The sequence below is a fragment of the Candidatus Andeanibacterium sp. genome, from assembly GCF_057143545.1.
Genome location: NZ_DBNHSF010000057.1, coordinates 1 through 26882, shown reverse-complemented (window position 1 = coordinate 26882; position 26882 = coordinate 1). Strand labels below are relative to the sequence as shown.

General features: G+C 63.4%; 14 protein-coding genes. 9 read left to right on the top strand and 5 right to left on the bottom strand.

What is annotated here, in order from left to right:
- Nucleotides 1-109: 109 nt before the first annotated feature.
- Nucleotides 110-8338, bottom strand: a complete 8229-nt coding sequence (locus AC16XC_RS03725) for a GH36-type glycosyl hydrolase domain-containing protein (RefSeq protein ID WP_484033295.1) — start codon at nucleotides 8336-8338, stop codon at nucleotides 110-112.
- A gap of 217 nt (nucleotides 8339-8555) precedes the next feature.
- On the bottom strand, nucleotides 8556-9494 hold the full coding sequence (locus AC16XC_RS03720; protein ID WP_484033294.1) for a universal stress protein: 939 nt from the start codon (nucleotides 9492-9494) through the stop codon (nucleotides 8556-8558).
- A gap of 409 nt (nucleotides 9495-9903) precedes the next feature.
- Here AC16XC_RS03720 and AC16XC_RS03715 point away from each other — a divergent pair, with 409 nt between their 5' ends.
- Nucleotides 9904-10926 (top strand): sodium:calcium antiporter, encoded by a 1023-nt coding sequence (locus AC16XC_RS03715; protein WP_484033293.1) that lies wholly within the window; start codon nucleotides 9904-9906, stop codon nucleotides 10924-10926.
- On the opposite strand, the gene AC16XC_RS03710 is transcribed toward AC16XC_RS03715, so the two are convergent.
- Both AC16XC_RS03710 and ppsA read right to left on the bottom strand, forming a co-directional pair.
- A complete protein-coding gene (locus AC16XC_RS03710; protein WP_484033292.1) occupies nucleotides 10904-13570 on the bottom strand; it encodes a cation-translocating P-type ATPase in 2667 nt (888 codons plus the stop codon). The genes AC16XC_RS03715 and AC16XC_RS03710 overlap by 23 nt on opposite strands.
- Before the next feature lie 33 nt (nucleotides 13571-13603).
- Nucleotides 13604-16048, bottom strand: a complete 2445-nt coding sequence (ppsA, locus tag AC16XC_RS03705) for a phosphoenolpyruvate synthase (protein WP_484033291.1) — start codon at nucleotides 16046-16048, stop codon at nucleotides 13604-13606.
- A gap of 211 nt (nucleotides 16049-16259) precedes the next feature.
- On the opposite strand from ppsA, the gene AC16XC_RS03700 reads away from it, so the two are divergent.
- The 5 genes from AC16XC_RS03700 to AC16XC_RS03680 all read left to right on the top strand — a co-directional run bounded on the left by AC16XC_RS03700 (nucleotide 16260) and on the right by AC16XC_RS03680 (nucleotide 22205).
- Complete coding sequence (locus tag AC16XC_RS03700) at nucleotides 16260-17000, top strand: ABC transporter ATP-binding protein (RefSeq protein WP_484033290.1); 741 nt, start codon at nucleotides 16260-16262, stop codon at nucleotides 16998-17000.
- Entirely contained in the window at nucleotides 16997-19360 is a 2364-nt protein-coding gene (locus AC16XC_RS03695; protein WP_484033289.1) for an ABC transporter permease, read from the top strand. Before AC16XC_RS03700 ends, AC16XC_RS03695 begins: the two co-directional genes overlap by 4 nt.
- The gene (locus AC16XC_RS03690; protein WP_484033288.1) at nucleotides 19360-20511 is read left to right on the top strand and encodes an efflux RND transporter periplasmic adaptor subunit; all 1152 of its coding nucleotides are present in this window, start codon (nucleotides 19360-19362) and stop codon (nucleotides 20509-20511) included. The genes AC16XC_RS03695 and AC16XC_RS03690 overlap by 1 nt, the downstream gene beginning before the upstream one ends.
- An 83-nt stretch (nucleotides 20512-20594) precedes the next feature.
- Nucleotides 20595-20993: a PRC-barrel domain-containing protein gene (locus tag AC16XC_RS03685; protein WP_484033287.1), complete on the top strand. Its 399-nt coding sequence runs from the start codon at nucleotides 20595-20597 to the stop codon at nucleotides 20991-20993.
- A gap of 93 nt (nucleotides 20994-21086) precedes the next feature.
- On the top strand, nucleotides 21087-22205 hold the full coding sequence (locus AC16XC_RS03680) for a site-2 protease family protein (RefSeq protein WP_484033286.1): 1119 nt from the start codon (nucleotides 21087-21089) through the stop codon (nucleotides 22203-22205).
- A gap of 49 nt (nucleotides 22206-22254) precedes the next feature.
- Here the strand turns inward: AC16XC_RS03680 and AC16XC_RS03675 are convergent, their stop codons facing one another.
- Nucleotides 22255-23154: a 1-phosphofructokinase family hexose kinase gene (locus AC16XC_RS03675; protein ID WP_484033285.1), complete on the bottom strand. Its 900-nt coding sequence runs from the start codon at nucleotides 23152-23154 to the stop codon at nucleotides 22255-22257.
- A 250-nt stretch (nucleotides 23155-23404) separates the two neighbouring features.
- On the opposite strand from AC16XC_RS03675, the gene AC16XC_RS03670 reads away from it, so the two are divergent.
- The 3 genes from AC16XC_RS03670 to AC16XC_RS03660 all read left to right on the top strand — a co-directional run bounded on the left by AC16XC_RS03670 (nucleotide 23405) and on the right by AC16XC_RS03660 (nucleotide 26699).
- Nucleotides 23405-24154 (top strand): SDR family oxidoreductase, encoded by a 750-nt coding sequence (locus AC16XC_RS03670; RefSeq protein WP_484033284.1) that lies wholly within the window; start codon nucleotides 23405-23407, stop codon nucleotides 24152-24154.
- 660 nt (nucleotides 24155-24814) lie between these two features.
- Entirely contained in the window at nucleotides 24815-25804 is a 990-nt protein-coding gene (locus AC16XC_RS03665; RefSeq protein WP_484033283.1) for an IS1595 family transposase, read from the top strand.
- An 82-nt stretch (nucleotides 25805-25886) separates the two neighbouring features.
- The gene (locus AC16XC_RS03660) at nucleotides 25887-26699 is read left to right on the top strand and encodes a transposase (protein ID WP_484033282.1); all 813 of its coding nucleotides are present in this window, start codon (nucleotides 25887-25889) and stop codon (nucleotides 26697-26699) included.
- Nucleotides 26700-26882: the final 183 nt, after the last annotated feature.

The window sequence follows — 26882 nt, the reverse complement described above, 5'->3', positions numbered from 1 at the left end:
GAAAGACACCCCTAGGAAGACGCAGCCGCGGGTCGGGCAAAATCGCAACAGCCATGACGAGACCGACGACATCATCCGGATCATCGCCGCGCAGACTGACTGAAGCTTTTCAGCCTCGGACCGCTTGCCCTTGGACGCGGCTGCCGTTGGCATCGTGCGCGTGGGGCTTCCGTGCCGAAGCAGCAATGATGAGTCTGACCCGCCTTACCTTGCACTTTCCCGGAAACGCAATCGGATCGCCATCGAATGATGTCGCCACGCCATCGACCGTGAGCCGTGACTCCGCTCCCCGTTTGACCGTGATCTCGATACTCCCCTCGCCCATCACCGTCGCCTCGAAACCGTTCCAATCGCTGGGTAAACAAGGGCGAACCTCAATCCCGCCATCCATCAGCCGTATCCCCAGCATATGCTCCACCGCCAGCCGCCAGCTCCACGCCGCAGCGCCGGTATACCAGCTCCAGCCGCCGCGCCCGAGATGGGGATCGGCGCCGCCAATGTCGGCAGCCACCACGTAAGGTTCGACCAGGTAGCGCTCAGTCTGCTCTCGGGTGTCCGAATGAAGGATCGGGTTGAGGCGGTCGAACACTTCCTTCGCCCGGTCTCCATCGCCTTGCATCGCAAGAGCAATCCCAAGCCAGGCGGCGGCATGGCTGTATTGCCCGCCATTCTCGCGGATGCCCGGCGGGTAGGCCTTGATGTAGCCGGGGTCGCGCAGCGTCTCGGCAAAGGGCGGGTCGAGCAGCCGGACAATCCCTTCACCGGGGCGCACCAGACGCGCGAATGCACTATCGAGCGCGGTCCGAGCGCGCTTCGGGTCGCCGCCACCTGCAATCACCGCCCATGATTGCGAGATAGAATCAATGTTGCACTCCTCATTCTCGCGCGAGCCCCAGGGCCGTCCGAGATCGTCGAATGCCCGCATATACCACTCCCCGTCCCACCCGTGGCGCTCGATTGCCGCGACGAGTTGCTCCGCGCGGGCGAGCCAAGGCTCTCCGAACCCATCCCTGCCCAGCGCCCGCTCCATCGCTGCAAAGTTGCGGATCGTTGCCGCCATGAACCAGGCGAGCCACACGCTCTCGCCCTTTCCGCCGTGTCCGACCCGGTTCATCCCGTCGTTCCAGTCGCCATCGCCGATCAGCGGCAGGCCGTGCTCGCCCAGACGCCAGGCGCGGTCGAAGGCGCGCAGGCAATGCTCGTGGATGCTCGCTTCGCCTTGAGCGGAAAATTCGGCGTAACGGTCGTGTTCGTCCTCGAGCAGTTCGGCGGCGTGCAAGAATGGAGCCCGCTCGTCGAGCAGGGCATGATCGCCGGTCGCCTCGACATAGCGTGCGACCGTGAAGGGCAGCCAAAGGAGGTCGTCCGAACAGCGTGTTCGCACGCCGCGGCCGCTCGGCGGATGCCACCAGTGAAGGACGTCGCCCTCCTCGAACTGGTGGGCGGCAGCACGCAGGATCTGGTCCCGTGCCAGTCTGGGATCCACGACCAGGAGGGCAAGCACGTCCTGGAGCTGGTCGCGAAAGCCGAATGCCCCGCCTGCTTGGTAGAAGCCCGCCCGGGCGAACAGGCGTGAAGCGATCGCCTGACAGGGGAGCCAGCGATTGACCATCAGATCGAGCGCCGGATCGGGGGTGTCGACACGCAGGCTTCCGAGCCGCTCGTCCCAGTGCCGCTCGACCCGGTCAAACTCGTCCGCCACCTTGTCGATGTCCTGCCAGCGGGCGATCAGCTCCGCCGCTTCGGATTCGGTGCCGGTCTGTCCCAGGACGAAAGCGAACTCGCATGATCCGCCTGCGGGAATGTCGAAATAGAGCTGAAGCGCCGCGCCACTGTCCTCTCCGCGGTTTTGGAGCCGATTGCCCGGATCCCATGCGACAAGACCTTGCGGGCGCCTCCAGTCCGGCGGCTGGCCGAGGAATTCGCGCCGCGAGGTGGTGAGGCTGTGCGGAGGCTCAGTTGCGGCAAGAAAGGCTATCCGTCCCGCAAACTCGCGGTGCCAGCGGTTCTGCGCGAGCAAGGCATGGAAATCCGCGCGATACCAGGACCGGCGGAACGGCCCGGGTTCCTGCGCATCCGCACCCAGCAGCCAGTCGGCAAAATAGGTTGCCGTGATGCGTCTCACCACGCCCAGCCGGTCGGTCAGCCTGACACGTACCAGCTTGACCGGATCACTGTCCGCAACGCAGCAAGACATCTCTTGCGATAGTCCTTCGCTTTCGCGCCGCCAGACGGTCTTGCCGGGACCATGCTCGATCTGACAAGCGTTCTTTCGACCGGCAGGCAAGGGCGCCACCGTCCAGACCGCCGCCGTCTCCTCGTCGCGCAAGTAGAGCGCCTCACCCTGAAGGTCCGACAAGGGATCGTTGTGCCACGGCGTCAGCCGGTTCTCTCCGCTATTTCCGGCGAATGTGCAGCCCAGCCCCGCCTCGGTGACGATTGCGCCGAAATGCTCATTGGCAAGCACGTTCGACCATGGGGCCGGTGTCGTCTTCCCGGCGCGCATATCGAGCACGTAATTGCCGTTGGCGCCAAAGCCGCCAATGCCGTTATGGAAGCGGAGATCTGGCGCCAACAGGCCAGCGTCCGGCGGTGCGTCAAAGTCTCGCCCGGAAGTTGTAAACGCGGGGCTGAGAGCCGGCTCGGGGAGGCGCCGCTCGAGCTGCTCGCCGACCGGTACGCCCGATGCCGTCAGGCCAACCGCGGCAGCTTCACGCAAGGCATCGACCCGCCCAGGCTGGATCTGCTCGCGGCCGAGAATATGGATGCCGCCACGCTCACCTTGAAGATCGAGGCTGCCCGCCTCGCGCAGAAGGTCGAGCAACCGTTCGCGCATCGGCTCGACATAGCCGGGCAGTCCGGGGTGGAGCAGCGCAAGATCGACCTTGCAGCCTCGCCACCGCCATTGCCGGTGCGCGGCCAACAGAAAGCGCAGTTCGCCAATGTCGAACTCGTCGGTAAGTTCAACCAGCAAGATCGGCTGGTCACCCGACAGGCCCATCGCCCAAAGGTCTTCGCGTCCTGCCGTTCCTTCCCCGGCGAATTGCGGACCAGACCTCGTGTGCAGGACAGAGAACAGCAATTGGGCGTCCGCGAGCCGATCCTGCGCGAGGCCAAGATCCTGCAACTCGCGTGCGCTGCGTTCGGCAGCGTCCTGCTCGGCCCAGTCCAGCGAGCCGAGCGAACCATAGCGGCGCGCCAGTTCGAGCGCGTCTTCAAGTGTTGCGGCCGCGCTGGTCACGAAGGCCAGTTCGGCTTCTCCCCGGGGCGGCAACACCACTTCCGTCAGAAGCGCCGAAGCCGGATCAAGGGGGAATCGCGGGCGCGGGCCAAGCCGACCGGAGAAGACCGGGAAGGCAGCGGCCGTGCCATGGCGCCCTCTCGTCACGGCGCGCGAGACTTCCCAGCCGGTCAGGCGCACTCCCGTTTCGTCCGCGACCAGGCGTTCTACCATCACGGGCGCAGTCTCGGCCGGATCGCGTGCCCGGCGCTCGAAGGAAAGTGCCGCGAATTCCGGATGCGTGCCAGCAGCCACGAACATCCTGGCGAAGGCGGGATGGCGCGACCAGTCGGCAGGCGGAGCCAACGCTATCTCAGCATGGCTGGCGACCTCGATCGTTCGCGTCGCCGGGGTCTTGTTTACCAGCCGCAAACGGCGAATCTGGACGTTCTCCGCCGGGGCCACCATCAGTTCGAGCCGGGACGAGATTCCGCCCGACTGACACCGGAATTCCACCTTGTGCGCATGGAATCTCGTACGCCGTCTTTCGCCGCCTCGAACAGGAGCGGAGGTCGCTGACCATGCATCACCACTTTCGACATCGCGCAGATAGACGAAATGCCCGTTCCCCTCGCCGGCGTCGCCGGGACGCGTAAGCGCCTGTCCCCTCCACAGGAGTTCACCGCTCCCGTCCTCTCCGATCAGGGACGTCAGCTGGCCATTGCCAAGAGCATACAGCGCCGGCGCGATCTGGCCCGACGGAGTCCAGGGTTGCGAACGAGGTGCCACAGTGTCCTGTACTGCCTGAGCAGCGAACGGCTCGATCCGCTCGACTTCCGGCGGCAGTTCCCAAGGAACCCGCTCGTGCAGCAGCAAATCGACCGTTTGAACGCGGGCGTCCTGGTGAAACAGCCGCACGAAGATGTCGTCGAACAGCACGTTGGCGATCGCGGCTATGCTCATTCCCATGTGATGCGACATGTGGGATTTGACGAGCCTGTAGGCCTCACCCTCGCCGCGGCGCCCTTTCGTGAAGTCCAGTGCTTCGTAGAAGCCGCAGCGACCGAGTGCGCCAATGGCGGCGAGTTCGCGCATATTCTCCACCGCGTCTTTCGGACGAACGGCCAGCGCAAGCGCGGTCGAATAGGGAGCGACCACGAGGTCTTCGGAAAGTCCGCGGCGCAATCCCAGTTGCGGCACCCCAAATGCGCGATAACGCCAAGTGGCGTCCGAGCTGACCGATCCGAAGCCGGATTCGGAGATGCCCCAAGGAATTCCTCGCGCGGCGCCATAGCGGCGCTGGATGTCGACCGAGCTGCCATTGCTTTCGGATAGCAAGGTGCCCGCATCGCTCCTGAGAAAGAGGCGGGGCATGAGATATTCGAACATCGAGCCATTCCACGATACGAGTGCCAGCTCTCCCCGCCGCTTCACGATCGGGCGGCCGAGCTGAAACCAATGCTCTGCGGGAACATCCTGCTTGGCGATCGCGAAGAAACTCGCCAGCCGTGCCTCGCTCGCCAGCAGATCGTAATGATGCTGGTCCATGCGATCGTCGCTGACATTGTAGCCGATGAAGAACAATCTCTCGTTCCGGTCGTAGAGCGGCTCAAAGTTCATTGCCTCCGCGAAATCCGAAGCGCGCCCCGCGAGCGTCCCTAGCCCCTCTTCGAGCTGCCGCCAGTGCGACAGACCGCGACCGATGTCTTCGTCGAGGGCGGCGAGCCATTGGCGGATTGCAGGGTTCGCGGTCTCGACCTCACATCGCCGCAGGACCCGGTCGGCATCCGCGGCAAGCCGCCGCGATGCCCCGATCGGCTCGGTGGGCGAAAGAAGTCTGCCAAGCTCCATCGCCAACTCGTCCGCGCCCGCGGGGGCATCGGCCAGCCGCCACAGCCAGGGCAGGGCCTCGTCCGCCTCGCGTCGCATCGCCGCGAGATGATGCTCGCTTCGTTCGAGCCAGGTGCGCAACTCGCTTAGTGCATCCGCGCGAAGCTCGGCAGGAGCATCGAACAGGGTGACAAGGTCGTTCCCCAGATCGGCGCATTCCTCACCGCATGCTTCGAGCAGGTCCGGCCAGCGCACGGGGTCCGCCGAAGAGGACCGGATCAATCCCCGCAGCCGCTCGACCACGGCCACCGTCCGAGATGAATCCTGTAAGCCTGACCTGCCCAATGCCTCGGCCAGAAGCGCGAGACAGTCGTCCAAGCCCTGCCAGCGCGCTGTATTGAAGGCGGGGCGGCCGATCATCTCCTCGCACCCTTTTGCTAGGGTGACGAGGCTGACCGCCAGGTTGCCGCTGTCAACGGTCGAGACATAGCGTGGTTCAAGCGGCGCAAGGGTGACAATATCGTACCAGTTGAGGATGTGACCGTTCCAGCGTTCGAGCCGGTCGAGCGTGTTCAATGTCTCGCGCGATCGCACCAGACACTCTTCCACCCCTATGTGCCCGAGGCGCCACGCAGCCACGACGGAAAGCAGCATCATGCCGATATTTGTTGGCGATGTCCGCCGAGCGGTGGCCTCGACCGGCTCTTCCTGGTGGTTGTCAGGTGGCAGCCAATGTTCTTCCGGGCGGACGTGCTCTTCGAAGAACAGCCAGCTTCGGCGTGCGACCAGGCGCAAGAACACGCGCTCATCGTCTTGCAGCGCTTCGACCCTGCGGCTGCGCGAGCGACCCGTGAGCCACGCCAATTCGGGCGCGACGAACCAAAGCAGGAGCACCGGCAAGGCTGCGACCAACGCCGGTGGATGCACACTGAGAGGAGCCAGCAGGAGGAGCGCGGCAGCCGGCGAGACCCACATGCCACGCCAGTGCGCCCCGCGCGTGCCAAGATGCACCATGGCCCGGCTGACATGCGCCGCGCTGGTCCAGTCGAGCAGTCGGCGGCCCCTCATCAGCCGCACGATGGAGGTGCCGATAGCGTGCAACGCGATCACTGAATCAATTATCAGGAAGGTGATCGATAGCGCCCAGCGCCCGGCATGTTCACTCGCGCGCCGCAGGCTGCCCACAAGAACCCCCCTGCGGCGGCCCCGCGCGACCCCCGTGACAAGATCGGTGAAGAGGTAGGCGCCAGGCGCGAGCAGCGCGAAGGCCGTCCACGCGAATGGGCTCCCGGGAAGAACCAGCCAACCGGCGAGCAGGAGAAGGAACACGCTGGGCGGGATCAGGCTGCGACGCATGTTGTCCCACAACCGCAGGCGGTCAAATAGCGTCAGCCTGTTGCGCAGGCGCGCATTATCCGCGCCGGGGACACGGGCAAACAGCCACGGCAGCAATTGCCAGTCGCCGCGAACCCAGCGATGCCAACGGCGGACGTATTCGCCATAGCTCTTGGGAAAGCTCTCATAGACGATGACATCGGTCACCAGGCCCGCACGGCCATGGAGCCCTTCCCAGAGATCGTGGCTCAGCAGGTTGTTTTCCGGCACCCGTCCTTCGAGGCTGCGGGTGAAGGCGGCGACATCGTAGATTCCCTTGCCGACGTAGTTCCCTGATCCGACGAGGTCCTGATAGACGTCGCTCACCGCGCGCGAATAGATGTCGATGGCCGTGTCGCCGCCGAACAGCCGCGCGAACAGACTGTCGCTGCCGCGCGGCGCGATCTCGACCCGCGGCTGCAGCACGGTGTATCCGGCGGCCACGCGTCCGCTTTCGTCGAATATGGGCCGATTCAGGGGATGGGCCAGGGTCCCCGCGAGCCGGGCAACCGAGCCGGGTGGCAGCCGGGTATCGGCGTCGGCGGTCACGACGAAGCGGGCGCCGCGGAGACTGTTCACCGGACCGTTTTGCAGCGGAAAGGCATTCGACTCGCCTGTCAGGAGGAAGCTATTGAATTCCTCGAGCTTGCCCCGCTTGCGCTCCCAAGCCATCCAACAGCCTTGAGCGGGATTGAAGCGGCGAGCCCGGTGCAAGAGGCAGAACGGCCCGCCCTGCGCTGCCTTCCCATGGCGATTGTTGAGCGTCTCGATTCCTTCCCGCAAGGCCCGCTCGACCGCCTCATCGCCCGGACAGCACTCCTGCACAGCATCGGAAGGATCGCTGAGCAGCACATAGCCGCGCGCGCCGGGATTGGCCAAGAAATGCGCCTCAAGCCTCGCCAGCAACGCAGGAACTTCTTCCGCGTCATGCACGATGACCGGCATCGCCACGACGGTCGGCCAGGCGGGATCGATGCCTCTTGCGAAATCGAGCTTGGCAAGACGAGTCGGGCGCACGGTGAGTGTAATCAGCCAATTGACCAGCGTGACACTGATTACCGTTGCGGGCAGGATTGAGAGCGTGATGCCAAGCACCCACTGGAGCGGGGTCGCTGCCCACTCGGCGAGATAGGCTGCCGGAACGGCCAAGCCGGCCAGGCCGAGCAGAAACAGCGCCAGTGTGTAGACTTTGCCTGGGTGGCGTAAGAGCAGCCGCGCAACACGGATGCGGATCGGCGTGCATGCGCCGTTCTCGCGCTCCAGTTCGGCGAGTCCCTGGCCGATTAACCAGTAGCCGACATGGTTACGTGGAGAGCATTCCTCGGCGCGAGCAAGCCCGACCACGCGGTCGGCGATAGCCAGCTCGGCCTTGTCGCAACGGCAGGCGATGCGCTCAACAGCGCGGCGGTACTCGTCGCGCGTCTCGAAATCCATGCCCGCGTAGACTCCTGCCGGATCGTCTGCGAGCACGCGTTCGACCAAGCTGACCGCGTCGAACACGTCCTTCCAGGCGATGCCGGAAATTGCACCAAGATTGGCAATCCCGCGCGCCACACGCTCGTTTGGTGCCGTTTCCTCGAGAAACATCCGGCAACTGGCGCTGGGCGCAAAGGGCATAGGAACCGAGGGAAACAGAGCGTCGAAGCCGCCAACCAGCCGCTCAAGACAGGCAATCCGTAGCATGGCGGGAATTGCCCAGAGCTCTGCTATGGTGAGTGGGTACTCCTCCTGATATCCCCTGAGGTAGACGAGCACGGCCTCGCGCGAGAGCTGGAAATGGGTCGCATGCAGCATGTCATGGGCGATCAGGAGACAGAGAGGTTCACCCGCGGCCGAGCCTTCGCCCAGCGGGCGCAGCCGACGGTAGAATCCTCTCGGAAGGTCCTGCTTCACCTGCAACACGGCACGCTGCACTCGGTATCCGTTATCAAGCAGCCATTCCGCAGCTGACGAGGCCGCTGGTTCCGCCGCCGCGGCGGCATCCAGCGCCTTGCGGAGCCATGACTCGATTCGTTCCAGTTCATTCAGGGCCGGGATCGGCCTGGGGCTGCCGGAACCGCATCTTTGTGCGTGAAGCTGGCCGGTTTCCCTTGCTCTCGCGGCGATCGGGTCGACGGGGTCGCGTCCCACGTCAGGCCGCTTGGATCGAAGCAGACAAATGGCTTTGCGGTTGGGGGCTGCTGGTTCCGGCGGGTATCGGACCGGCAGGAACAAACAGCGTCGGCGTCACGAGATGATCGAGCAGGTAGTTGGCGGTACTGCCTATCGGCAGGTCGAGGCAATGCCGCCCTCCCTGCCCGCGAGCCGACAGGACCACAAGCGAGGGGTTGGCGTCCGAAATCGTCCTCAACAACGCGGCGCGCGGTTCTCCATCGAGGCAGATGCTCCGGACTTTCAGTCCCTGGTCCGTCAGGCGGCGGGTGGCCCTCTCGAGCAGGTCCGAAGCCGCAAGACGGTTTCGCTGATCGAGGCGGGCAACCAGTTCGATATCTGCTCTTTCGGGCAGGCCGGAGTGCGCAAGTTCGGGCTCTGGAACGACATGTGCGAGCAACAGTTCGGCTCCACTGTTCCGCGCAATCCTGGCAGCTTGCGCCAAGGCGTTGTCGGCATGGTGCGAACCATCCAGGGGAACGAGAATCCGCTCAAGCCTTGTCGTGCACCAGCCGTTATTGATGGGAACTAGCAGAACCGGTCCAAGCGCGCGCTCGATTACCTGCCTTGACACCAATCCGCGAAAGAAGGGGCTATTTCCGTCGCCGCCCGAACCCATAACCAGGATCGATCCCGGCTCGGCAGCGCGCTGGCAGATCGAGTTCGTCCGCTCCCCCTCGGCAAGCGCAACGGTCATTGCTTCCGGTGCCAACGGCAGCGCTGCGCGCAGGACGTCCAGATGGTCGCACGCCTGCCGCCTGAGCAGCTGCCATTCCAGCGGATCCGGCCGTCGCCGCAGATCGTCAGACGGCTCGATCACATGGAAAAGAACGAGCGGGAGATCGAGTGCGAGTGCGAGGCCCGCTGCGGCATCCGCAATGGCGTACGACTGCCGGGTGCAGTCTACGCAGGCGACCACTTGTCGAGCATTCCTGGCCGAGGGTGGATGAAGCGGGGAAACTCTCATGTGACCGACCTTTGCATCTGTGGCTGGATCGCCTACCTGCTCGGCAGCCAGCACATCCTCCCCCCACTCCTTCTCCTCCCCTTCGCCATCTTCCCGGCTCTTGGCGCTCAAGGCCGACGGCAGCCCCAAACTGCTTGGACCCCATTTATCTCAACCCCTTCGGCGGGGTCGGCGGAATACGGAATGTTACGTGTAAAAGCGCCGATGCATCCCCGATAAGGATGAACAGGATCGGGACCGCAACCAAGCCTAAATCTTAATAGCACAAGTCGGGCTACGATCATAGCTGCGATGAAGCCGGCGAGTGTGCGCCAAATCTATAGTAAGGGCTCTCGGGCAATCGAACTGCGGGAAAGAACGTTTGTCACTCTGGCTCCTCATTCTCAGCTTCATCGCCGCCGCTTGCGTCGTATGGTGGGCTGGCTCGCATCTGCCGCACTATGTGGTCGCGATCAGCGAACGCACCGGCCTGGGCCAGGGATTTGCAGGCATGCTGCTGCTCGGGGGCATAACCTCGCTTCCCGAAGTCTCGACCACGCTCAGCGCGGCATCCCTCGGTGCTTCCTCGCTTGCGCTCAACAATGTCCTCGGCAGCGTGGCATTCAACATCGTGCTTCTCGCGCTGGCAGACATGGTCCTGGGGCGCCGGCCACTGACGTCGGTCGTTGCCCGTCCGGTTACCTTGATCCAGGGCGTGCTCGGCATAATGCTGCTGGCGGTCGTCGCCACGGCGATCGGCGTGGGCGAAGTCCCGTTCCTCGGCGTAGGAGTGTGGTCGTCGGTCCTGCTGATCCTTTGCGTGGCGGCGCTGGGCCTCGCCCATCGATCCGAACGGCGCCCGATGTGGATGGTCGTCAACCCGCCGACACTGGAACCTGAAGGACATGGCGACGAAGCGTCTCTGACGCCACGGCAGCTGGTCTGGGGTACGTTCGGCCTCGCAATGCTGATTCTCGCGGCTGGTACGGTCCTTGCCAATACCGGCGATGCGATCGCACTGCGGACGGGAATCGGCGGAGGGCTGGTCGGGCTGATCTTCCTCGCGCTTGCGACTTCGCTTCCCGAGCTGAGTTCGATTACCGCTGCGGTCCGCCAGCGACGCTACGAACTGGCGGTAGGCGAGGTGTTCGGTTCGAACCTGTTCAATCTCACGCTCATATTCCTGATCGATCTTGCATCGCCCGGCCCGCCGGTACTTGCGGCGGCGACTTCCTTCGAAATCGTCGCAGCGCTGCTCGGGCTGATGCTCACGGGTCTCTATGTCCTCGGTTTGATCGAGCGGCGTGACCGGACCTTTGTCCGGATGGGCTATGATTCGATTGCGGCGATCGTTCTCTATGGCCTCGGGCTGTTTTGGCTGGTCAGGATTGCGTCGCCGGGCTGAACAGGTTCCTTGTCAGCCATTTCTCCAGTTCGACGACCACGAAAAGCAGCAGGCCGAACCCCGCGACGATTGCCCACTCGCTCCAGCCGAGGGCAACCGAACCGAATAATTGTTGCATGAAGCCTGCATAGGTGAAGAGCAGCTGCAAGAGGATCACCGTGGCAATCGAAATAGGTACCACGCGATTCTCGGTGAGTACTTTCCAACCGAACGACGACTGCCGCAAGCGGCGGCAGTTGAAGAGATAGGCGATTTCGCAGGCGACGAGTCCGTTGACCACGGCGGTACGAGCGAGATCGACCGAACCGGTCGCGAGCAACAGTTCGAAGAGGTACCACCCTGCCGCGGTCATCAGCGCCGCGACGAAGCCGATGCGCCAGAGCAGAAAACGCGACAGCAGCGGCTCGTTGCGGGGTCTCGGCGGTCTTTTCATCGACTGCGGATCGGCGGGGTCGAAAGCGATTGCGATGCTGAGCGTCGCCTCAGTGACGAGATTGATCCACAGGATCTGCAACGCGGTGATCGGCAGGGCCTGACCTAATGCAACCGCCAACACGATCAGCCCTGCCTCCCCCAGACTGGTGGGAAGGATGTAGGCGACTGCCTTGCGGATATTCTCATAGACCGTGCGGCCTTCGTGGACCGCGGCGACGATCGAGGTGAAATCGTCATCGGTCAGCACGATATCGGAGGCCTCGCGGGCGGCTTCGGTGCCCCGTCCGCCCATGGCGATGCCGATATCCGCCTTCTGCAGCGCCGGCGCATCGTTGAAGCCATCGCCTGTCATCGCGATGCTCTTGCCCTGGGCCTGCAGCGCGGCGATCAGGCGTTGCTTGTGCTCGGGCGTTGCCCGGGCGATGATCGCGGCGTGGGCGGCCGCCTCACCGAATTCCGCTTCGTCGAGCCTGTCCAACTCGTGACCGGCCACGGTCTCGCCTTCGATCCCAACCGAGGCCGCGATCGCCTTCGCTGTGGCGGGATGGTCGCCTGTGATCATCTTGACAGCGATCCCCGCTCGCCGCGCGGTGGCGATGCTCTCCGCGACTCCGTCGCGCGGAGGATCGATCATGCCGACCAGCCCAAGGAGCGTGAAACCGCCCGACGCGACCGTCTCGGGATCGAGCGAGCTGTCGCCGGCGGCAGGCCGTCGAGCCACAGCAAGCACGCGCTCACCTAGCCTCGCCAGCTCTTCCACCCTGCCCGTCCAGGTTTCGCGGTCAATGGGTTCGAAACCGGCCGCCATCTCGACTTTGGAACACAAGGCAAGCACCCGCTCCGGAGCGCCCTTGAGCCAGATCGTTGGCGAATCCCCTGCCCCGTCGAGCACAGCCATGTATTGCTGTTCGGCCTCGTAAGGAATCGTCGCGAGCCGCCGGGCGCATCCATTCGTCACGCCGCACTTATGCGCGAAGGCCAGGAGCGCTCCGTCGGTAAGGTCGCCCTCCACTGCCCAGCCGTTGCTTTCGCGGCGCAGTTCGGCGTCATTGGCGAACGCCGCGCCCCGGGCAAGCTGCCGTAACAGGGGATCGACAGACTGCCGGTCGACAGTCAGCTCCTCGGGGTTAGGGTCGGCCGGGGGAATGTCGAACCGTCCGCTCGAGGTCACGGCGGTCCTGACGGTCAGCTGGTTGCGCGTGATCGTGCCGGTCTTGTCGGCGCAGATAATGTCGACTGAACCGAGGGCCTCAACCGCCGGCAGCCTCCGGATGATCGCGCGACGCTTGGCCATGCGGGTGACGCCAACGGCCATGGTGATGGTGAGGATTGCGGGGAGCGCTTCGGGCACGGCAGCGATTGCCACACCGACCGAGGCCCTGAAGGCTGCCACCGCGCCCATGTCCCAGAACCCCTCGCCCACCGCATAGACCGCTGCCGCGAGCAGCAAGATCGCTGCGGTGAGTCGGCGGCTGAATCGGCCGAGCCGGCGATGAAGCGGCGTCACGCTCGTGTCGCGTTGCGCCAGGAGGCTGCCGATGCGGCCGATCTCGCTGCGGTCGCCCGTGGCGATGACGACGCCCCGGCCCGCACCGCGGGCAATCATGGTTCCGGACCAGGCCATGGAGGACCTGTCCGCAAGGGCCGTTTCCTCGGGAAGGGGATCTATCGCCTTGCTGACCGGCATCGATTCGCCAGTAAGCGAGGCCTCCTGGACCTCGAGCCCGTGCAGTTCGATCAGCCTCAAATCGGCCGGGACGAGCGTGCCCGAAGCGAGTGCTACGACGTCTCCTACCACCAGCTCTTCGGCCGGAATGGTGCGCGGACGGCCGCCCCTGATGACCATTGCCTCGGGCGCAAGACTCTGGCGCACCGCGTCGAGCGCCTGCTGCGCCCGTCCCTCCTGGATGAAGCCGAGCAGCGCGTTCGCGACAACCAGCGCGGACACCACCGCCGCATCGAGCAGCTCTCCGATAAGCAGCAGCACCGCTGCGGCGCCGAGCAGGACGAGCATGAGGGCATTCGCGAACTGGCCGAGGAACCGCGCCAGGGCGGACCTCTTTCGCGCCCGCGTCAGGCGATTGCGCCCCCATTCGGCGAGGCGCCGTTCCGCCTCCGCTCCGTCGAGTCCAGCGGGCGAACTTCTAACCCGCGCAAGCACCTCGGCGGCGGGAACCGCATGCCAGGCATCAGGATCCGACGCGCTCACGCAAGCTATTCTCTCCATGCCGCGCGGATCCTTTCAGCCGGGCTTCGCCTGTTCGGCAGCGGCGACGGTATGGAGCGTGGCGACGAAACTGTCGGGGTTGAGCGAAATCGAATCGATTCCAAGCTCGACGAGGAATTGCGCGAATTCGGGATAGTCGCTCGGTGCCTGCCCGCAGATGCCCACCTTGGCGCCGGCCTTGTGAGCGCGCGGAATTAGGTCGGCAATTATCGCCTTCACCGCCGGATCGCGTTCGTCGAACAACTCCGCCAGCAATTCCGAGTCCCTGTCCACGCCAAGCACGAGTTGCGTGAGATCGTTCGATCCGATCGAGAAACCGTCGAAGCGCTCAGCGAATTCCTCGGCGCGCAGCACGTTCGACGGGATTTCGCACATGACGTAGACTTCGAGGCCGCGCTCGCCGCGCACGAGCCCGTTGGAGGCCATTTCCGCGAGCACCTTGTCGGCCTCCTCGGGCGATCGGCAAAACGGCACCATCGCCACGAGATTGCAAAAGCCCATTTCTTCGCGAACCTGCTTGAGCGCCGCGCATTCGAGTGCGAAGCCCTCGCGATAGCGCTCATGATAATAGCGTGACGCGCCGCGGAAGCCGAGCATCGGGTTTTCTTCCTCGGGTTCGAAACCCGACCCGCCGAGGAGGTGGGCATATTCGTTGGTCTTGAAATCACTGAGGCGGACGATCGCCGGATGCGGATGGAATACCGCGGCGAGCCTCCCGATCCCCTGCGCAAGCGTATCGACGAAATAGCGCGTGGGATCGTCATAACCGCGGGTCAGCCGCGCGATTTCCTCGCGCTCCGCTCCATCCGCCACCGCGTCGGGGTGGATCAGCGCCATCGGATGGATGCGGACCCAATTGCTCACCACGAATTCCATCCGGGCAAGGCCGACGCCCTTCGCAGGCAATTGCCACCAGGCAAAGGCCGCATCAGGTTCGGCGAGGTTCAGCATGAGCTCGGTGCGGGTCTCCGGAAGGGCAGAAAGGTCAACCTCGCGGCTCTCGAAGGGATGCTCGCCATCATACACCTTTCCCTCCGCGCCTCCGGCACAGGAAAGCGTGACGCGTTGCCCCTCGGTCAGCACTTGCGTGGCATTGCCGGTGCCTATGACCGCCGGAACGCCAAGTTCCCGGCTGACGATCGCGGCATGGCTGGTGGGGCCGCCGTGGTCGGTCACGATCCCGGCCGCGCGGCGCATGGCCGGCACCCAGTCGGGATCGGTCATTTCGGCGACCAGGATCGCGCCTTCGGGAAAGCCGCCGATGTCGACGGCACCGCGCACGATCCGCACGGGCCCGACGGCCACGCTCCGGCCGACAGCCGAACCGGTCACGACCGGCGCCGCACCCTTGGTGTCGACCCGCCAGGTTTCGAGCACTGCAGGCCTGCGAATGGATTGAACGGTTTCGGGGCGCGCCTGGACGACAAAGAGCTCGCCCGTTTCGCCGTCCTTCGCCCATTCGATGTCCATCGGGCGCCCGTAGTGGCTTTCGATCGCCGCTGCCCATCGGGCCAACTCAAGGGCTTCGGCATCGTTGAGGACGAATGCCCCACGCTCCGCCGCGGTTGTTTCGACCGTTCTCGTCCCTCCTGCGCCACCTGCGGCGTAGATGGTCTTGCGGGCCTTGCCGCCGCGCTTTCGCCCGATCACCGGTCGCAAGTCCGGCTGCGCGAGCAGGGGTTTGAAGATCGTGTAGCTGTCAGGATCGACTTCGCCTTGCACTACGGTCTCGCCCAATCCCCAGTTAGCGCTGATCGTGACAATGCCCGGAAATCCTGTTTCGGGATCGAGCGTGAACATCACTCCCGCACCCCCGAGATCGGAGCGGACCATCCGCTGCACACCGACCGACAAGGCGACCGCAAGATGATCGAATCCTTTCGCCTCGCGATAGGCGATCGCCCGGTCGGTGAAGAGCGATGCAAAGCAGCGCCGACAGGCCGCGATCAGGGCAGTTTCCCCGACCACGTTGAGATAGGTTTCCTGCTGCCCCGCAAAGCTTGCGTCAGGGAGGTCTTCGGCCGTGGCGCTGGAACGCACGGCCACCGCGATCTCCGCCGCTCCGGCCTCCTCGCACAAACTGCGATAGGATGCCCGGATCGCGGCTTCGACCGCATCGGGCAGCGTGGCACCCAAGATGTCAGATCGGATTGCAGCACCGGTTTTTGCCAAGGGCACCTGCCCGTCGCGGTATGCCTCGATCGCCTCGCCGATCGGACCCGACAATCCGGCAGCCTCGATCGTGGCGCGATAGGCTGCGGCGGTTACCGCAAAGCCATCGGGCACCCGCACGCCCTTATCTGCAAGCGAAGCGAGCATTTCGCCAAGCGAAGCGCTCTTGCCGCCGACCTGGGCAACATCGTCCTTGCCCAGCTGGCGCAAGGAAATGGTCCAGCCGGTTTCTGCCGCTGAAGCCCGCTTCTCCGCCGTTTCCTGTGCTCGCGTAACTGATGGAGCCATGCCACCTTCCTGCGCAAGGGCTATCGGGGCCGCCATACGCAAAGCTACTGAAGTCTATGGCGCGCTCCGGGTGAATCAGGCCAAATACGTATCGACCCGATGGCATGGAACCCGGCATGCGGCCTTCCAAAACCGCACGCCCCGGTCTGGCCAAGACCGCGTTCACGCAAGTCCCTTGGAATCGCGGCAATGCCCGGAGATAATCCACCCGATGACGAGTTCGCCCGATCATGACCCGGAAGAGACGGGGCGCCTGGCGTTTCGCGGCAGTGGCCTGCGAAAAGTCTACCATATGGGCGAAACCCAGGTACACGCGCTGCGCGGGGTGGACCTGGCGATTCCGGCGGGCGAGGTCCTTGTCCTGCTCGGCCCTTCGGGCAGTGGCAAATCGACGTTGCTCAACATCATCGGTGGCCTGGATCGGCCGACCGACGGCACGTTGTTCTATGAAGACAGCGAACTAACCGCACTTGACGATCGCGACCTCACCCGCTTCCGCAGGAAGAATGTCGGCTTCATTTTCCAGTTCTACAATCTCATTCCGAGCCTGACGGCGGACGAGAATGTGCGGCTCGTCACCGATATCGCCGAGCAACCGATGAAATCGGCGGAAGCGCTCGATCTCGTCGGGCTGGCCGACCGGCGCGACCATTACCCGGCGCAGCTCTCGGGCGGCGAGCAGCAGCGCGTCGCTGTCGCGCGCGCGATCGCCAAGCAGCCTGGCGTGCTGTTGTGCGACGAGCCGACCGGGGCGCTCGATAGCGCGACCGGCGTCCGCGTGCTCGAATGCCTTGCCCGCGCGAACCGCGAACTCGGCACCACCGTCATTCTCATCACGCATAATGCCGGCATCGCCGCCATCGCGCACCGCGTTTTCCATTTCCTCGACGGTCAAATCGCCCGCATCGAACGAAACGCAACGCCAATCGATCCCGCGAAGATCAGCTGGTGAGCGCGCTCGATCTCAAGCTCTTGAGAGACCTGTGGCGCATGCGCGGGCAGGCGCTCGCCATCGCCCTGGTGCTGGCAGCGGCGACCGCGACCTTCGTCCTCTCGACCAGCGTCCACCGCTCACTGACCGAAACCCGCGACGCCTATTATGCGCGCAACCATTTTGCCGAAGTCTTTGCCGGGATGACCCGCGCCCCGCGCAGCATCGTGGCCCGCGCCGCTGCAATCCCCGGCGTGCAGCGCGCCGAGGGCACGATCCAGCAATATGCCACGCTCGACTTCCCGCACCGCAACGTGCCGGTGCGCGCGCTGATCAATTCGGTGGACGAATACGGACACGGCCGACTTAACCGGATCACCCTGCGCGAGGGACGCCTGCCGCGCCCCGGCCAGGCGAGCGAAGTGGTGGTGGACGACGCCTTCGCCGAAGCGAACGGCCTGTCGCCCGGAAGCAGCCTCGACGCAGTGATCTACGGCCAGAAGCAGCGGCTCGACATTGTCGGGATCGGTCTTGCCCCCGATTTCATCTATGCGCTCGCGCCGGGCGACCTGATCCCCGACAACAGCCGTTTCGGCATCTTCTGGATGGGGCGCAAGGCGCTCGAGGCCGCAACCGACCGGACCGAGGCGATCAACGCGCTTGCCGTAACACTGGAACGCGGAGCATCCGAAGCCGACGTGATCCGCAGGCTCGACAGCCTGCTCGAGCCCTTTGGCGGAACCGGCGCCTATGGGCGCGAGGACCATCTCAGCCACGCCTTCCTCGACAACGAACTGATGCAGCTCGACGCGATGACGCAGGTCATCCCGCCAATCTTCCTGCTCGTGGCGACCTTCCTCGTCTACATCGTGCTCGGCCGGCTGATCCGCACCGAACGCACCCAGATCGGGCTGATCAAGGCGTTCGGCTATTCGGACTGGGCAATCGGCCGGCATTACCTCAAGTTCGCCTTGGCGATCGCAGCGCTCGCGATCGTGCTGGGATCGCTCGCCGGCATCTGGATGGGGCAGGCGATGACCCGGCTCTACGCCGAATATTACCGCTTCCCGTTCCTCTATTACCGCTTTTCGCCCGGAGTGTTCGTCGCCGCAGCCGGTCTTGCGGTGGGAGCGGCCGGCCTGGGCGCGCTGGGAGGCATCCGCTCGGCCATCGGGCTCGCGCCCGCGGTCGCCATGGCGCCGCCGCCGCCACCCGTCTATCGTGCCGGGCCGGTCGAACGGATCGGCCATGCGGCGGGCTTTACCGCGATCGGCCACATGATCGTCCGCCACATCGCGCGCTGGCCCGGCCGTTCGGCGATCACCGCCCTGGGCGTGGCGTTGTCGATGGGGTTGCTGTTCGCGACCCTGCAATTCCTCGATTCGAGCCGGACCATGCTCGACAACTATTTCTTCCGCGCCCAGCGCCAGGACCTCACCGTCACCTTCACCGAACCGCGCAACGAAGATGCGATCTTCGCACTCGCGCAAATCCCCGGCGTGCAGCGCGCCGAGGCCATCAGGGCCATTCCCGTGAAGCTGAGCCACGGTAACATCGTCGAACGCACGGCGTTGGAAACTGCGGCGACTGACTCGCTCCTGACCGCGCGGATCGACGCCGACGGAAGCGAGATCGACCTTCCTCCGGCAGGGCTGATGCTCAGCCGGCAGCTTGCCGACCAGCTCAGGGTCCGCGCCGGCGACACGGTTCGGGTCGAGATGCTCGGGGGAAAGCGGACCGAGACGATGCAGCCTGTCGCGGGGATCGTCGATGAGTTCATCGGCGCGCGCGCCTATGCCAGCGAGACCACGCTTGAGGAAATTGCCCGCGACGCCGCACCCGCGGGCGCCGCCCTTGTCGGCATCGATCCGGCCCGGCGCGATGCAATCCTGATCGAACTCAAGGATATGCCAGTGGTATTGGGCGTAACCGAGCGCGATGCCGCGCTTGTGAAGTTCGAGGAAATGATCGACGACAACATCTTCACCATGCTGTTCTTCTACATCTCCTTTGCCTCGGCGATCGCAGTGGGCGTGGTCTACAATTCGGCGCACATCCTGTTCTCCGAACGGGCGCACGAACTCGCGACCCTGCGCGTGCTCGGCTATCACCGCAGCGAGGTCGGGATCGTGCTCCTCGGGGAACTCGCCCTGCTAGTGGTCGCCGCCGTCCCGCTGGGCTGCATCGTCGGAAGCTGGATGGCACAGTTAATGACTGCGATGTTTAGCTCCGACCTTTTCCGGTTGCCCTTTGCGCCGAGCCGCGCATCCTATGGCTATGCAATACTCATCGTACTCGCCGCGGCAACGGCGACCGCGCTCGCTGTGGCGCGCCGGGTGATGCAGCTCGACATGGTCCGCGTGTTGAAGGCGCACGACTGATGCGGAATCTGATCAATCGCTGGCGCTGGGCCCTCATGATCGCGGCGCTCCTTCTGCTCGGCCTTGCCTATGCGTTCTGGCCCGAAGCGGTGCCGGTCGATACTGGCCGGGTGACGCGCGGCCCGATGGCGGTGGGAGTGACCGATGACGGCGTCACCCGCGAGGAAGAATATTACGTCGTTTCGGCGCCGGTCACCGGCTATCTCGCACGAATCGAACTGGAAGCGGGCGATGTGGTTAGGCAGGGCGCGCTGATCACCCGGATGAGCGGGCGACCTTCCACGCCACTCGACCCCCGCGGTCGCAACGAATTGCAGGGCGCGCTCGAGTCGGCGCAGGCTGCGGCGAGTGGCGCGGAGGCTTCGCTGGCACAGGCCCGGCGCGACCTCGCTCGAGCGGAGGAACTGGCATCGCGTGGCTTCCTGCCCAGGGCCCAGCTCGAAGCGGCGCGCACACGCGTTGCCACCGGAGAGGCAGGCCTGGCACAAAGTCGGGCGGAAGCCGCGCGCATCCGCGCCATGCTCGCCCAGCCCGTCGGCGAGGCTTCGACCAGCGTCCCCGTCCGCGCTCCCGTCGGCGGTACGGTGCTTTCGGTAATCAGCGAAAGCGAAGGCGTGATCGGCGAAGGCACACCGCTGGTGACGATCGGCGACCCCGGCCGGATCGAGATCGTGGTCGACCTTCTCTCGCGCGAGGCCGTGCGGGTGAGGCCGGGGGACCGAGTCGAGATCACCCAATGGGGTGGTCCGGACCCGCTGATCGGCCGGGTCGAGCGGGTCGAGCCATTCGGCCGGCTCAAGGTCTCCGCGCTCGGGATCGAGGAGCAGCGGGTCAACGTTATCATCAGTCTGGCCGAAGCATCGAAGGCGGAAGGCGCGCGGCTGGGCCACGGTTACCAGATCGATGCCACGATCGTGTTGTGGAGCAGCGAGACCGCCCTGCGACTGCCCATCGGCGCTCTGTATCGGGGGAGCGACGGAGGCTGGCGGGTGTTCGTTGTCGAGAGCGGCAGGGCACGGGAGCGTGCGGTCACGATCGGCCACCTCAACGACGAATTCGCCGAAGTCCTGAAGGGGCTGAGCGAGGGCGAGGAAGTTGTTCTCAATCCCGGCAATTCGCTGCGCGACGGGACAGCGATAAACCCCCGCTGACGCAGCGCGGTTCGGTATGATTGCGTAATGCGCGGATGGGCCGCCTGTGGCTAGCTCCGGCTCAGAAGCCGGAGGATAAAAACATGCAGGATGAGATCGAAATGCCGCAACCGGGTGAAAAGATCTTGGAAGCCGACGAAACGCAAGATCTGATCTCGTCGGAAAAGGTCGATGGTACGCCAGTCTTCAACCCCGCAGGCGAGAGACTTGGCAAAATTCATCACTTCATGGTCGGCAAGCAAGACGGAAAGGTCCACTACGCGATCATGAGCTTCGGCGGGTTCCTGGGCATTGGGTCACATCGCTATCCCCTCCCATGGGATGCTCTCGACTACGAAGCCGAACAAGGCGGTTATGTCGTCGACATCGGCGAAGAACAGCTCGATAGCGCGCTGGCGCCTTCCTATCCAGAAGGCGAGGAACCCGAATGGAACGGCAAATGGCAAGCAGAAATTCGCCGCTACTACCTGCCGACATTCTGAGTCTGGACCGGCGGCGGCATTTGCGGATGGCCCGATGAGTCGCGAGAAGCAAATCCTCCAACCGTTTTGTATTTCGGAGCGGAGAGCAGCGTCGTGAAATGGAGCTTCGCGATCGGTAGCTTCCGGGGCACGGAGGTCCGCGTCCACCTGACCCTCGTCATCCTGCTCGCATGGATAGGCCTTTCCTACTACGCGCTAGGAGGCGCCCGGGCGGCCGCTTCGGGGCTCGTCTATATCGCATTGATCTTCGCCAGCGTGACCGCCCACGAGTTCGGGCATGTCCTCGTCGCGCGGACCTTTGGCGTGCGTACGCCCGACATAATGCTGCTGCCGATCGGCGGCGCATCGCGCATGGAGGAGATTCCCGAGGATCCAAGGCAGGAGGCGCTGATCGGGCTCGCCGGCCCGCTGGTCAGCCTGGCCATAGCGGGCGTGCTGATCGCCTTCCTAGGCCGAATGCCGAACCTGGACGACCTCGCTCCCGAACGGCTGGCCGGTGAGATCCTTCTCCTGCCACAGCTTGCGATCGCCAATCTTATCCTTGCCGCGTTCAATCTCCTGCCTGCCTTTCCGATGGATGGCGGCAGGATTCTCCGGGCGCTGCTCTCGATGCGGATGGGCCGACTCCGCGCGACCCGCACCGCAACACGGATCGGCCAGGGCTTCGCGATCCTGTTCGCTCTGCTGGGCCTGATGTCCGGCAATTTCATTCTGGTGCTGATTGGCATCGTCCTGTTCTTCGTCGCCGCGTCGGAAAGCGGCACCGTGCGACTGGAAGAGGCCTTGCGGGGCCTAACGGCTGCCGACGCGATGATCACGCAATTCGAAGTGCTACGATTGGACGCAAATATCGCGGATGCGGCGGAAGCGTTGATCCGCACGACCCAGTCGGAATTTCCAGTCGTCGATGGCAGCGGCCGTTTCCGAGGCATGCTCACCCGCGAAGGGATCGCATCCGCCCTGGCAAGGCGCGGCCGTGCGGCCTTGGTCCTGGAAGCAATGGAGCGCGACATTCCCGAGGTCGGCCCCTCGCATTCGCTCGACGGGATTTTCTCGCGCCAGCTCGGCAGGGCACCAGCCATCGCCGTGCTCAATGGCGACGGATCGCTGATCGGCTACATCACGATCCAGAATCTCCTCGAAACGATGATGGCGGTCGAAGCGCCGCGCGAGTGGCGGTCGGACCATTCAGCGCTCGGACGAACTTCCTGACAGCACGCTGGGCGTGGCCGAATAATCCGACGCGAGACCACACGCGGATTCAGGTGACCATCCCGGCGACCTTGGCGATATCCTCGGCCCTGGCGAGATCCGTTCCCGGCGTAAGCGTGGCGGCGGCGCCGGCTGCGATGCCGAAGCGGAACGCGTCCGCGATTTCGCTGCCGCCCGCAAGGGCATGGACCATTCCGGCCACGAAACTGTCTCCGGCCCCGACACAGCTCACCGCATCTACCGGGATCGCCGGAAGACGCAGTACGCCGCCTGCATTGACCAGCATCGCGCCCTCGCGCCCCATCGTGACCACAACGTGTTCGGCCTCTCCCCGATCGACGATTGCCCGCGCCGCACCGGCGACGGCTTCGTCGCTCTCCAGCGCTTCCCCGGTCAGCTGTCGCAATTCGCCGATACTCGGCTTCACCAGGAATACGCCGCCGCCGGCGAGTCCACCCTCCAGCCCCGCTCCGGAACTGTCGAGCACGAAGCGGGGACCATCCCGATTCAGGGTGTTCGCGACGCGGGCATAGAAATCCTCGGGCACGCCGCGCGGAAGCGAACCGCTTGCCACGAAATAGCGGCAGCGAGCCTGTGAAACGCTTTCGAGGCAGGCCTGCCATTCGTCTTCCGCTACCGTCGGCCCTTCGGTCACGAAGCGGTACTCGCGTTCGCCGGATCGCTCGAAGACCGAGGCGCTGATGCGGGTTTCACCGGCGATCGGAACCCGGCTGCGCACTATCTGGTGGAGATCGAGCAAGCCGTCGAGCGCCACACCCGTGGCGCCGCCCGAGAGATAGTGGCAGCGGGCATTGCCGCCGAGCCGTACGAATACCCGCGCCACGTTGATCCCGCCTCCGCCGGGATCGTGCCGCTCGTTGCGGCCTCGCATCTTGTGCGTGGGAAGCACCCGGTCGACCTCGAAGGAGAGGTCTATCGTGGGGTTCATCGTGAGTGTGGCGAGATGGTCCATCATACCTGCTTCCGTGGAGAACGGGGCGCAGTCTGGCGCTCCTGCGGTCGAGGCTCCACACGCAATTCTACGGATATTGCCTGGCCGCGGCCCCTGGACGGGGTCACGCGCAACCAGGCCTCAGTATCATTCCCGATATGGCTGCCGGAATAGCATGGTTAGCCTTCGATTGAACGTCGCCCCGTTTGCGCGTTCCAGAAGCAGCTTGCACCAGCGGAGTAGCCTAATGAAAGCCCTTTCCCCGAAAGATCTGCGCATCATCGTTACCGGCGGAGCACGAGGAATCGGCGCGGCGAGTGCACGCCTGCTGGCGGCCGAAGGAGCGCATGTGCTTATCACCGATGTCCTTGACGAGGAAGGCGGGCAGCTCGCCGCCGAGATCGGATCGAACGCCCGATATTGTTCTCTCGATGTGACGCAAGTTGCGCAATGGGAAGCGGCCGTGGCATTTGCCGAGGCGGAGTTCGGTTCGGTCAATGGCCTGTTCAACAATGCCGGCATCCTGGGACTCGGCAGCGTGACCGATTGCACCCCAGACGATTTTCGCCGCATCATCGACGTAAACCTCACGGGAATCTTTCTTGGAATTCGGTCCCTCGCCCCGCCCCTCACGCGGGCGGGCGGAGGCGTCATCGTCAATACCTCGTCGACCGCCGGCCTGCAGGGCTATGCCGGACTCGCGGCTTACGTCGCCAGCAAATGGGGTGTCCGTGGCCTCACCAAGGCAGCCGCGCTCGACCTCGCCCAAAGCGGGATTCGCGTCGTATCGCTTCATCCAGGGCCGATCCGGACACCGATGACCGAGGGACTTTCCGATGAGGTGGCCGCGGCACAGCCCATCCCTCGCTTCGGCGAGGCCGAAGAAGTCGCCCGGATGGTTCGCTTCCTCCTGACCGACGCAACCTATTCCACAGGCTGCGAGTTCATCGTCGACGGCGGCGCGGTGACCGGCCAGATCCTGCCCTTGGAGAGCTGACCTGGGCAAAGCCCATGGCATGATTGCGTTGAGGAAAGGCACGCCGATAATCGAGGTCTCGCCAACCTCGTCATACGATCGCAAGATCCTCCGCCTCGCCTTCCTCGCACCCCAATCGTTCCCCAGACGCGAAATTCCCTGTAAATCCCCTGATAAACAGGGAAACCGAGCCGATTTCGAACCGCGCAGAGACGCGCCGCCCAAATCGGCCCCAAAACACCCGGAAACTGGCCGGAGATTCGCGAGAAGCAACGGCTTGGCCTGCGCAATCCCGCGCACGTGGCGCGAGCGCAGGGAATCCCTGAAATGTGGGCTAAGTCATTGAATTTGTTGGCGGTGCAAGCAGTCAGTCCGTAACTTGTCTCTGATGCGGAAAAGATATCGCGTCCCGACTCTCAGTCGCACTTGCGACCTGAGGTCAAACTTTCCAACCAGATTGTTCGCATGCAGAGACCAACTTAGTAGTTGCACGAAGGTATGCATTCCCATCAATTTGCGTATGCGACGATTCGCTTGTCTAATGAGTCACCGCGCCGATGATGCGATATCGACTGTTCAAGTTTACTTCAGCCCCAGCGAGGAGTCGGGATTGAAACACGCCCTGATCGGATCTTTCGCCTCGTCGACACACAATCGACCCAGATTACGAGGGAGTACTTTTTGGGCACCGCAGCAAGAACGATCATAACCGAGAAGAAACGAATATCGGCAATAGGCAGAACCACGCCGCTCAGTTCCAGCGAATTCGACCACTTATTCCCGGACGAAGTCAGCTGTGTCATGCATCTATTCCGATGTCGCTTCGGGGATGAATTCTTATGCCCCTCTTGCGGACGAGATTCAAAGTGGCGTTTGATCTATGTCTACGGATTTCGGTGTTCCAAGTGCTCCTACTTCGTGGGAGTCAAGACCGGTACTCCATTTGAAAATTCGCACCTGCCACTGCTCGTCTGGTTCAGATTTTGTTGGCTAACTTGTCTAGCGAAAAACGGAGTTTCGGGACGATTTATTGCACGATATTTTTCAATCCGTGGAAAGGCCGCGGTCAGACTTAGCGCTCGCATCCGCAAACATATGGCCTGGCAATTGCCTAGTCCCATCTTTGCAAAAGTAGATGGACCAATTCAGATCGACGAGACGCAGCTTTCAAGGGCCACTCCGTTGCTCGGGAGCGATGGCTATTTCAAACCAATCGTTTTTGGAATCATTGATCAGAAAAAGGCATTTACGCGGCTGGTACCGAACCGGAAGAGAGTAACGCTCTATCCCCTGATTCGCGACCATGTCGAGCTTGGAACGACGATTCATACCGATCAACTTACGACTTATCGCTCGCTAAGCTTGGAAGGATATGATCACCATACTGTCAACCACTCAAGCGGCATGTGGAAGACCCCGCAAGGAGTGAGCACTCATCGCATAGATCTATATTGGGCGCGCCTTAAGCGATTCATTCGAACAACTCACGGGCACATCCATCAAAAGAGCATCGAGGCCTATTTGAAAGAGTTTGAGTACCGATATTTCTACAGAGATAATCCTATTGGCATGTTTGAACAGCTGATCTCAAATTTCCCTTCATATCCGCGGGGCAGGGCAAGGACAGTGAGCTCACATACGTCAGACTTCGCTCCAGCATTGCAGCAGTAGCGTGAGAGATAGGCAAGAACCCGTCGGGCTGCACGAATTCAAATCCAGATTTGCCGACGAAAGGGCATGTGCAGAGTTTCTGATGGAAGCTCGCTTCAGCCCTGACTTTCTGTGTTCGAAATGCGGAGCGGCGCGACGCTTGAGATTGCATATGAGCGATCTCCGGGTAGGATGTATAGGTTGCAGCAAATATCACTATCTGCGCGCTGGGACACTTATGGAAGGATCATGCCTCCCGCTAAAGTCCTGGTTCGAAGCAATGTGGCTGATGACGATAAAGCGAAATGGCATAAGCACGAGCTTCATATCAGACTACTTAGGCATCGGAGTGAAAGCTGCTCATCGCATGCGCAAGAAAATAGGGCTGCATATTGAGAAGCTTTGTGACCGCGGTAAGCTGGGTCTCGATGGCCGAATAGTCTTTCTAGATGACACGAGGATAAGATGCATTCGCAAGACTGGGGTTCGAGGTACTCATAAGGCGACGATCTTAGGGGCTTGGGACGGTCGACGGCTAACCTTGGATACGATTGAGGCGCGACTTCCCAAGCACGCCCTTAATTTTGTGAAGACCTATGTTGCGCCAGGCACCACAATCGCCAGCAATGGTGCGGACATTTATAGCCTCCTGAAAAGCCGAGCCTACTTCGATCAGGCAAATCAAACGAGCCTGCTCGCAAACGTCAACTACCAACACTCCATGCTTCATATGAGCAGCAAATGGATGAATCTCAAGGTTGCGCTGGCGGAGGCACATGGCCGCATCAACTTCAAATTTCTCAGGCTATATGCCAAAGAATTCGAGTACCGTCATCTCTACCTAAGACGGCCGGCGGATATGTTCTGGGACCTCGTGTCGACTCATCCCAAGATCGAGATCTTGAAGCACGGCTGACGATCGCTTCGATTGGTCAAACACCCGTGAAACAATGTGATTTCAGAGCGACGCAAGATCCAATTCCGCGCTGCACGCTCGTTTAAGCGCAACCGAAAATCGAAGCAGTCGAGACCAAGGTGCAATACATTCGGATATCTCCTTATGTCGATTGCCAAGGTGGCGCCTGACTTGATCAGCCGC

Excerpts from the sequence above, each read along its gene's own strand:
- ppsA (WP_484033291.1), bottom strand. The coding sequence starts at position 16,048 with ATGGCTCCATCAGTTACGCGAGCACAGGAAACGGCGGAGAAGCGGGCT.
- AC16XC_RS03700 (WP_484033290.1), top strand. The coding sequence starts at position 16,260 with ATGACGAGTTCGCCCGATCATGACCCGGAAGAGACGGGGCGCCTGGCG.
- AC16XC_RS03690 (WP_484033288.1), top strand. The coding sequence starts at position 19,360 with ATGCGGAATCTGATCAATCGCTGGCGCTGGGCCCTCATGATCGCGGCG.
- AC16XC_RS03685 (WP_484033287.1), top strand. The coding sequence starts at position 20,595 with ATGCAGGATGAGATCGAAATGCCGCAACCGGGTGAAAAGATCTTGGAA.
- AC16XC_RS03675 (WP_484033285.1), bottom strand. The coding sequence starts at position 23,154 with ATGAACCCCACGATAGACCTCTCCTTCGAGGTCGACCGGGTGCTTCCC.
- AC16XC_RS03670 (WP_484033284.1), top strand. The coding sequence starts at position 23,405 with ATGAAAGCCCTTTCCCCGAAAGATCTGCGCATCATCGTTACCGGCGGA.
- AC16XC_RS03660 (WP_484033282.1), top strand. The coding sequence starts at position 25,887 with ATGGAAGCTCGCTTCAGCCCTGACTTTCTGTGTTCGAAATGCGGAGCG.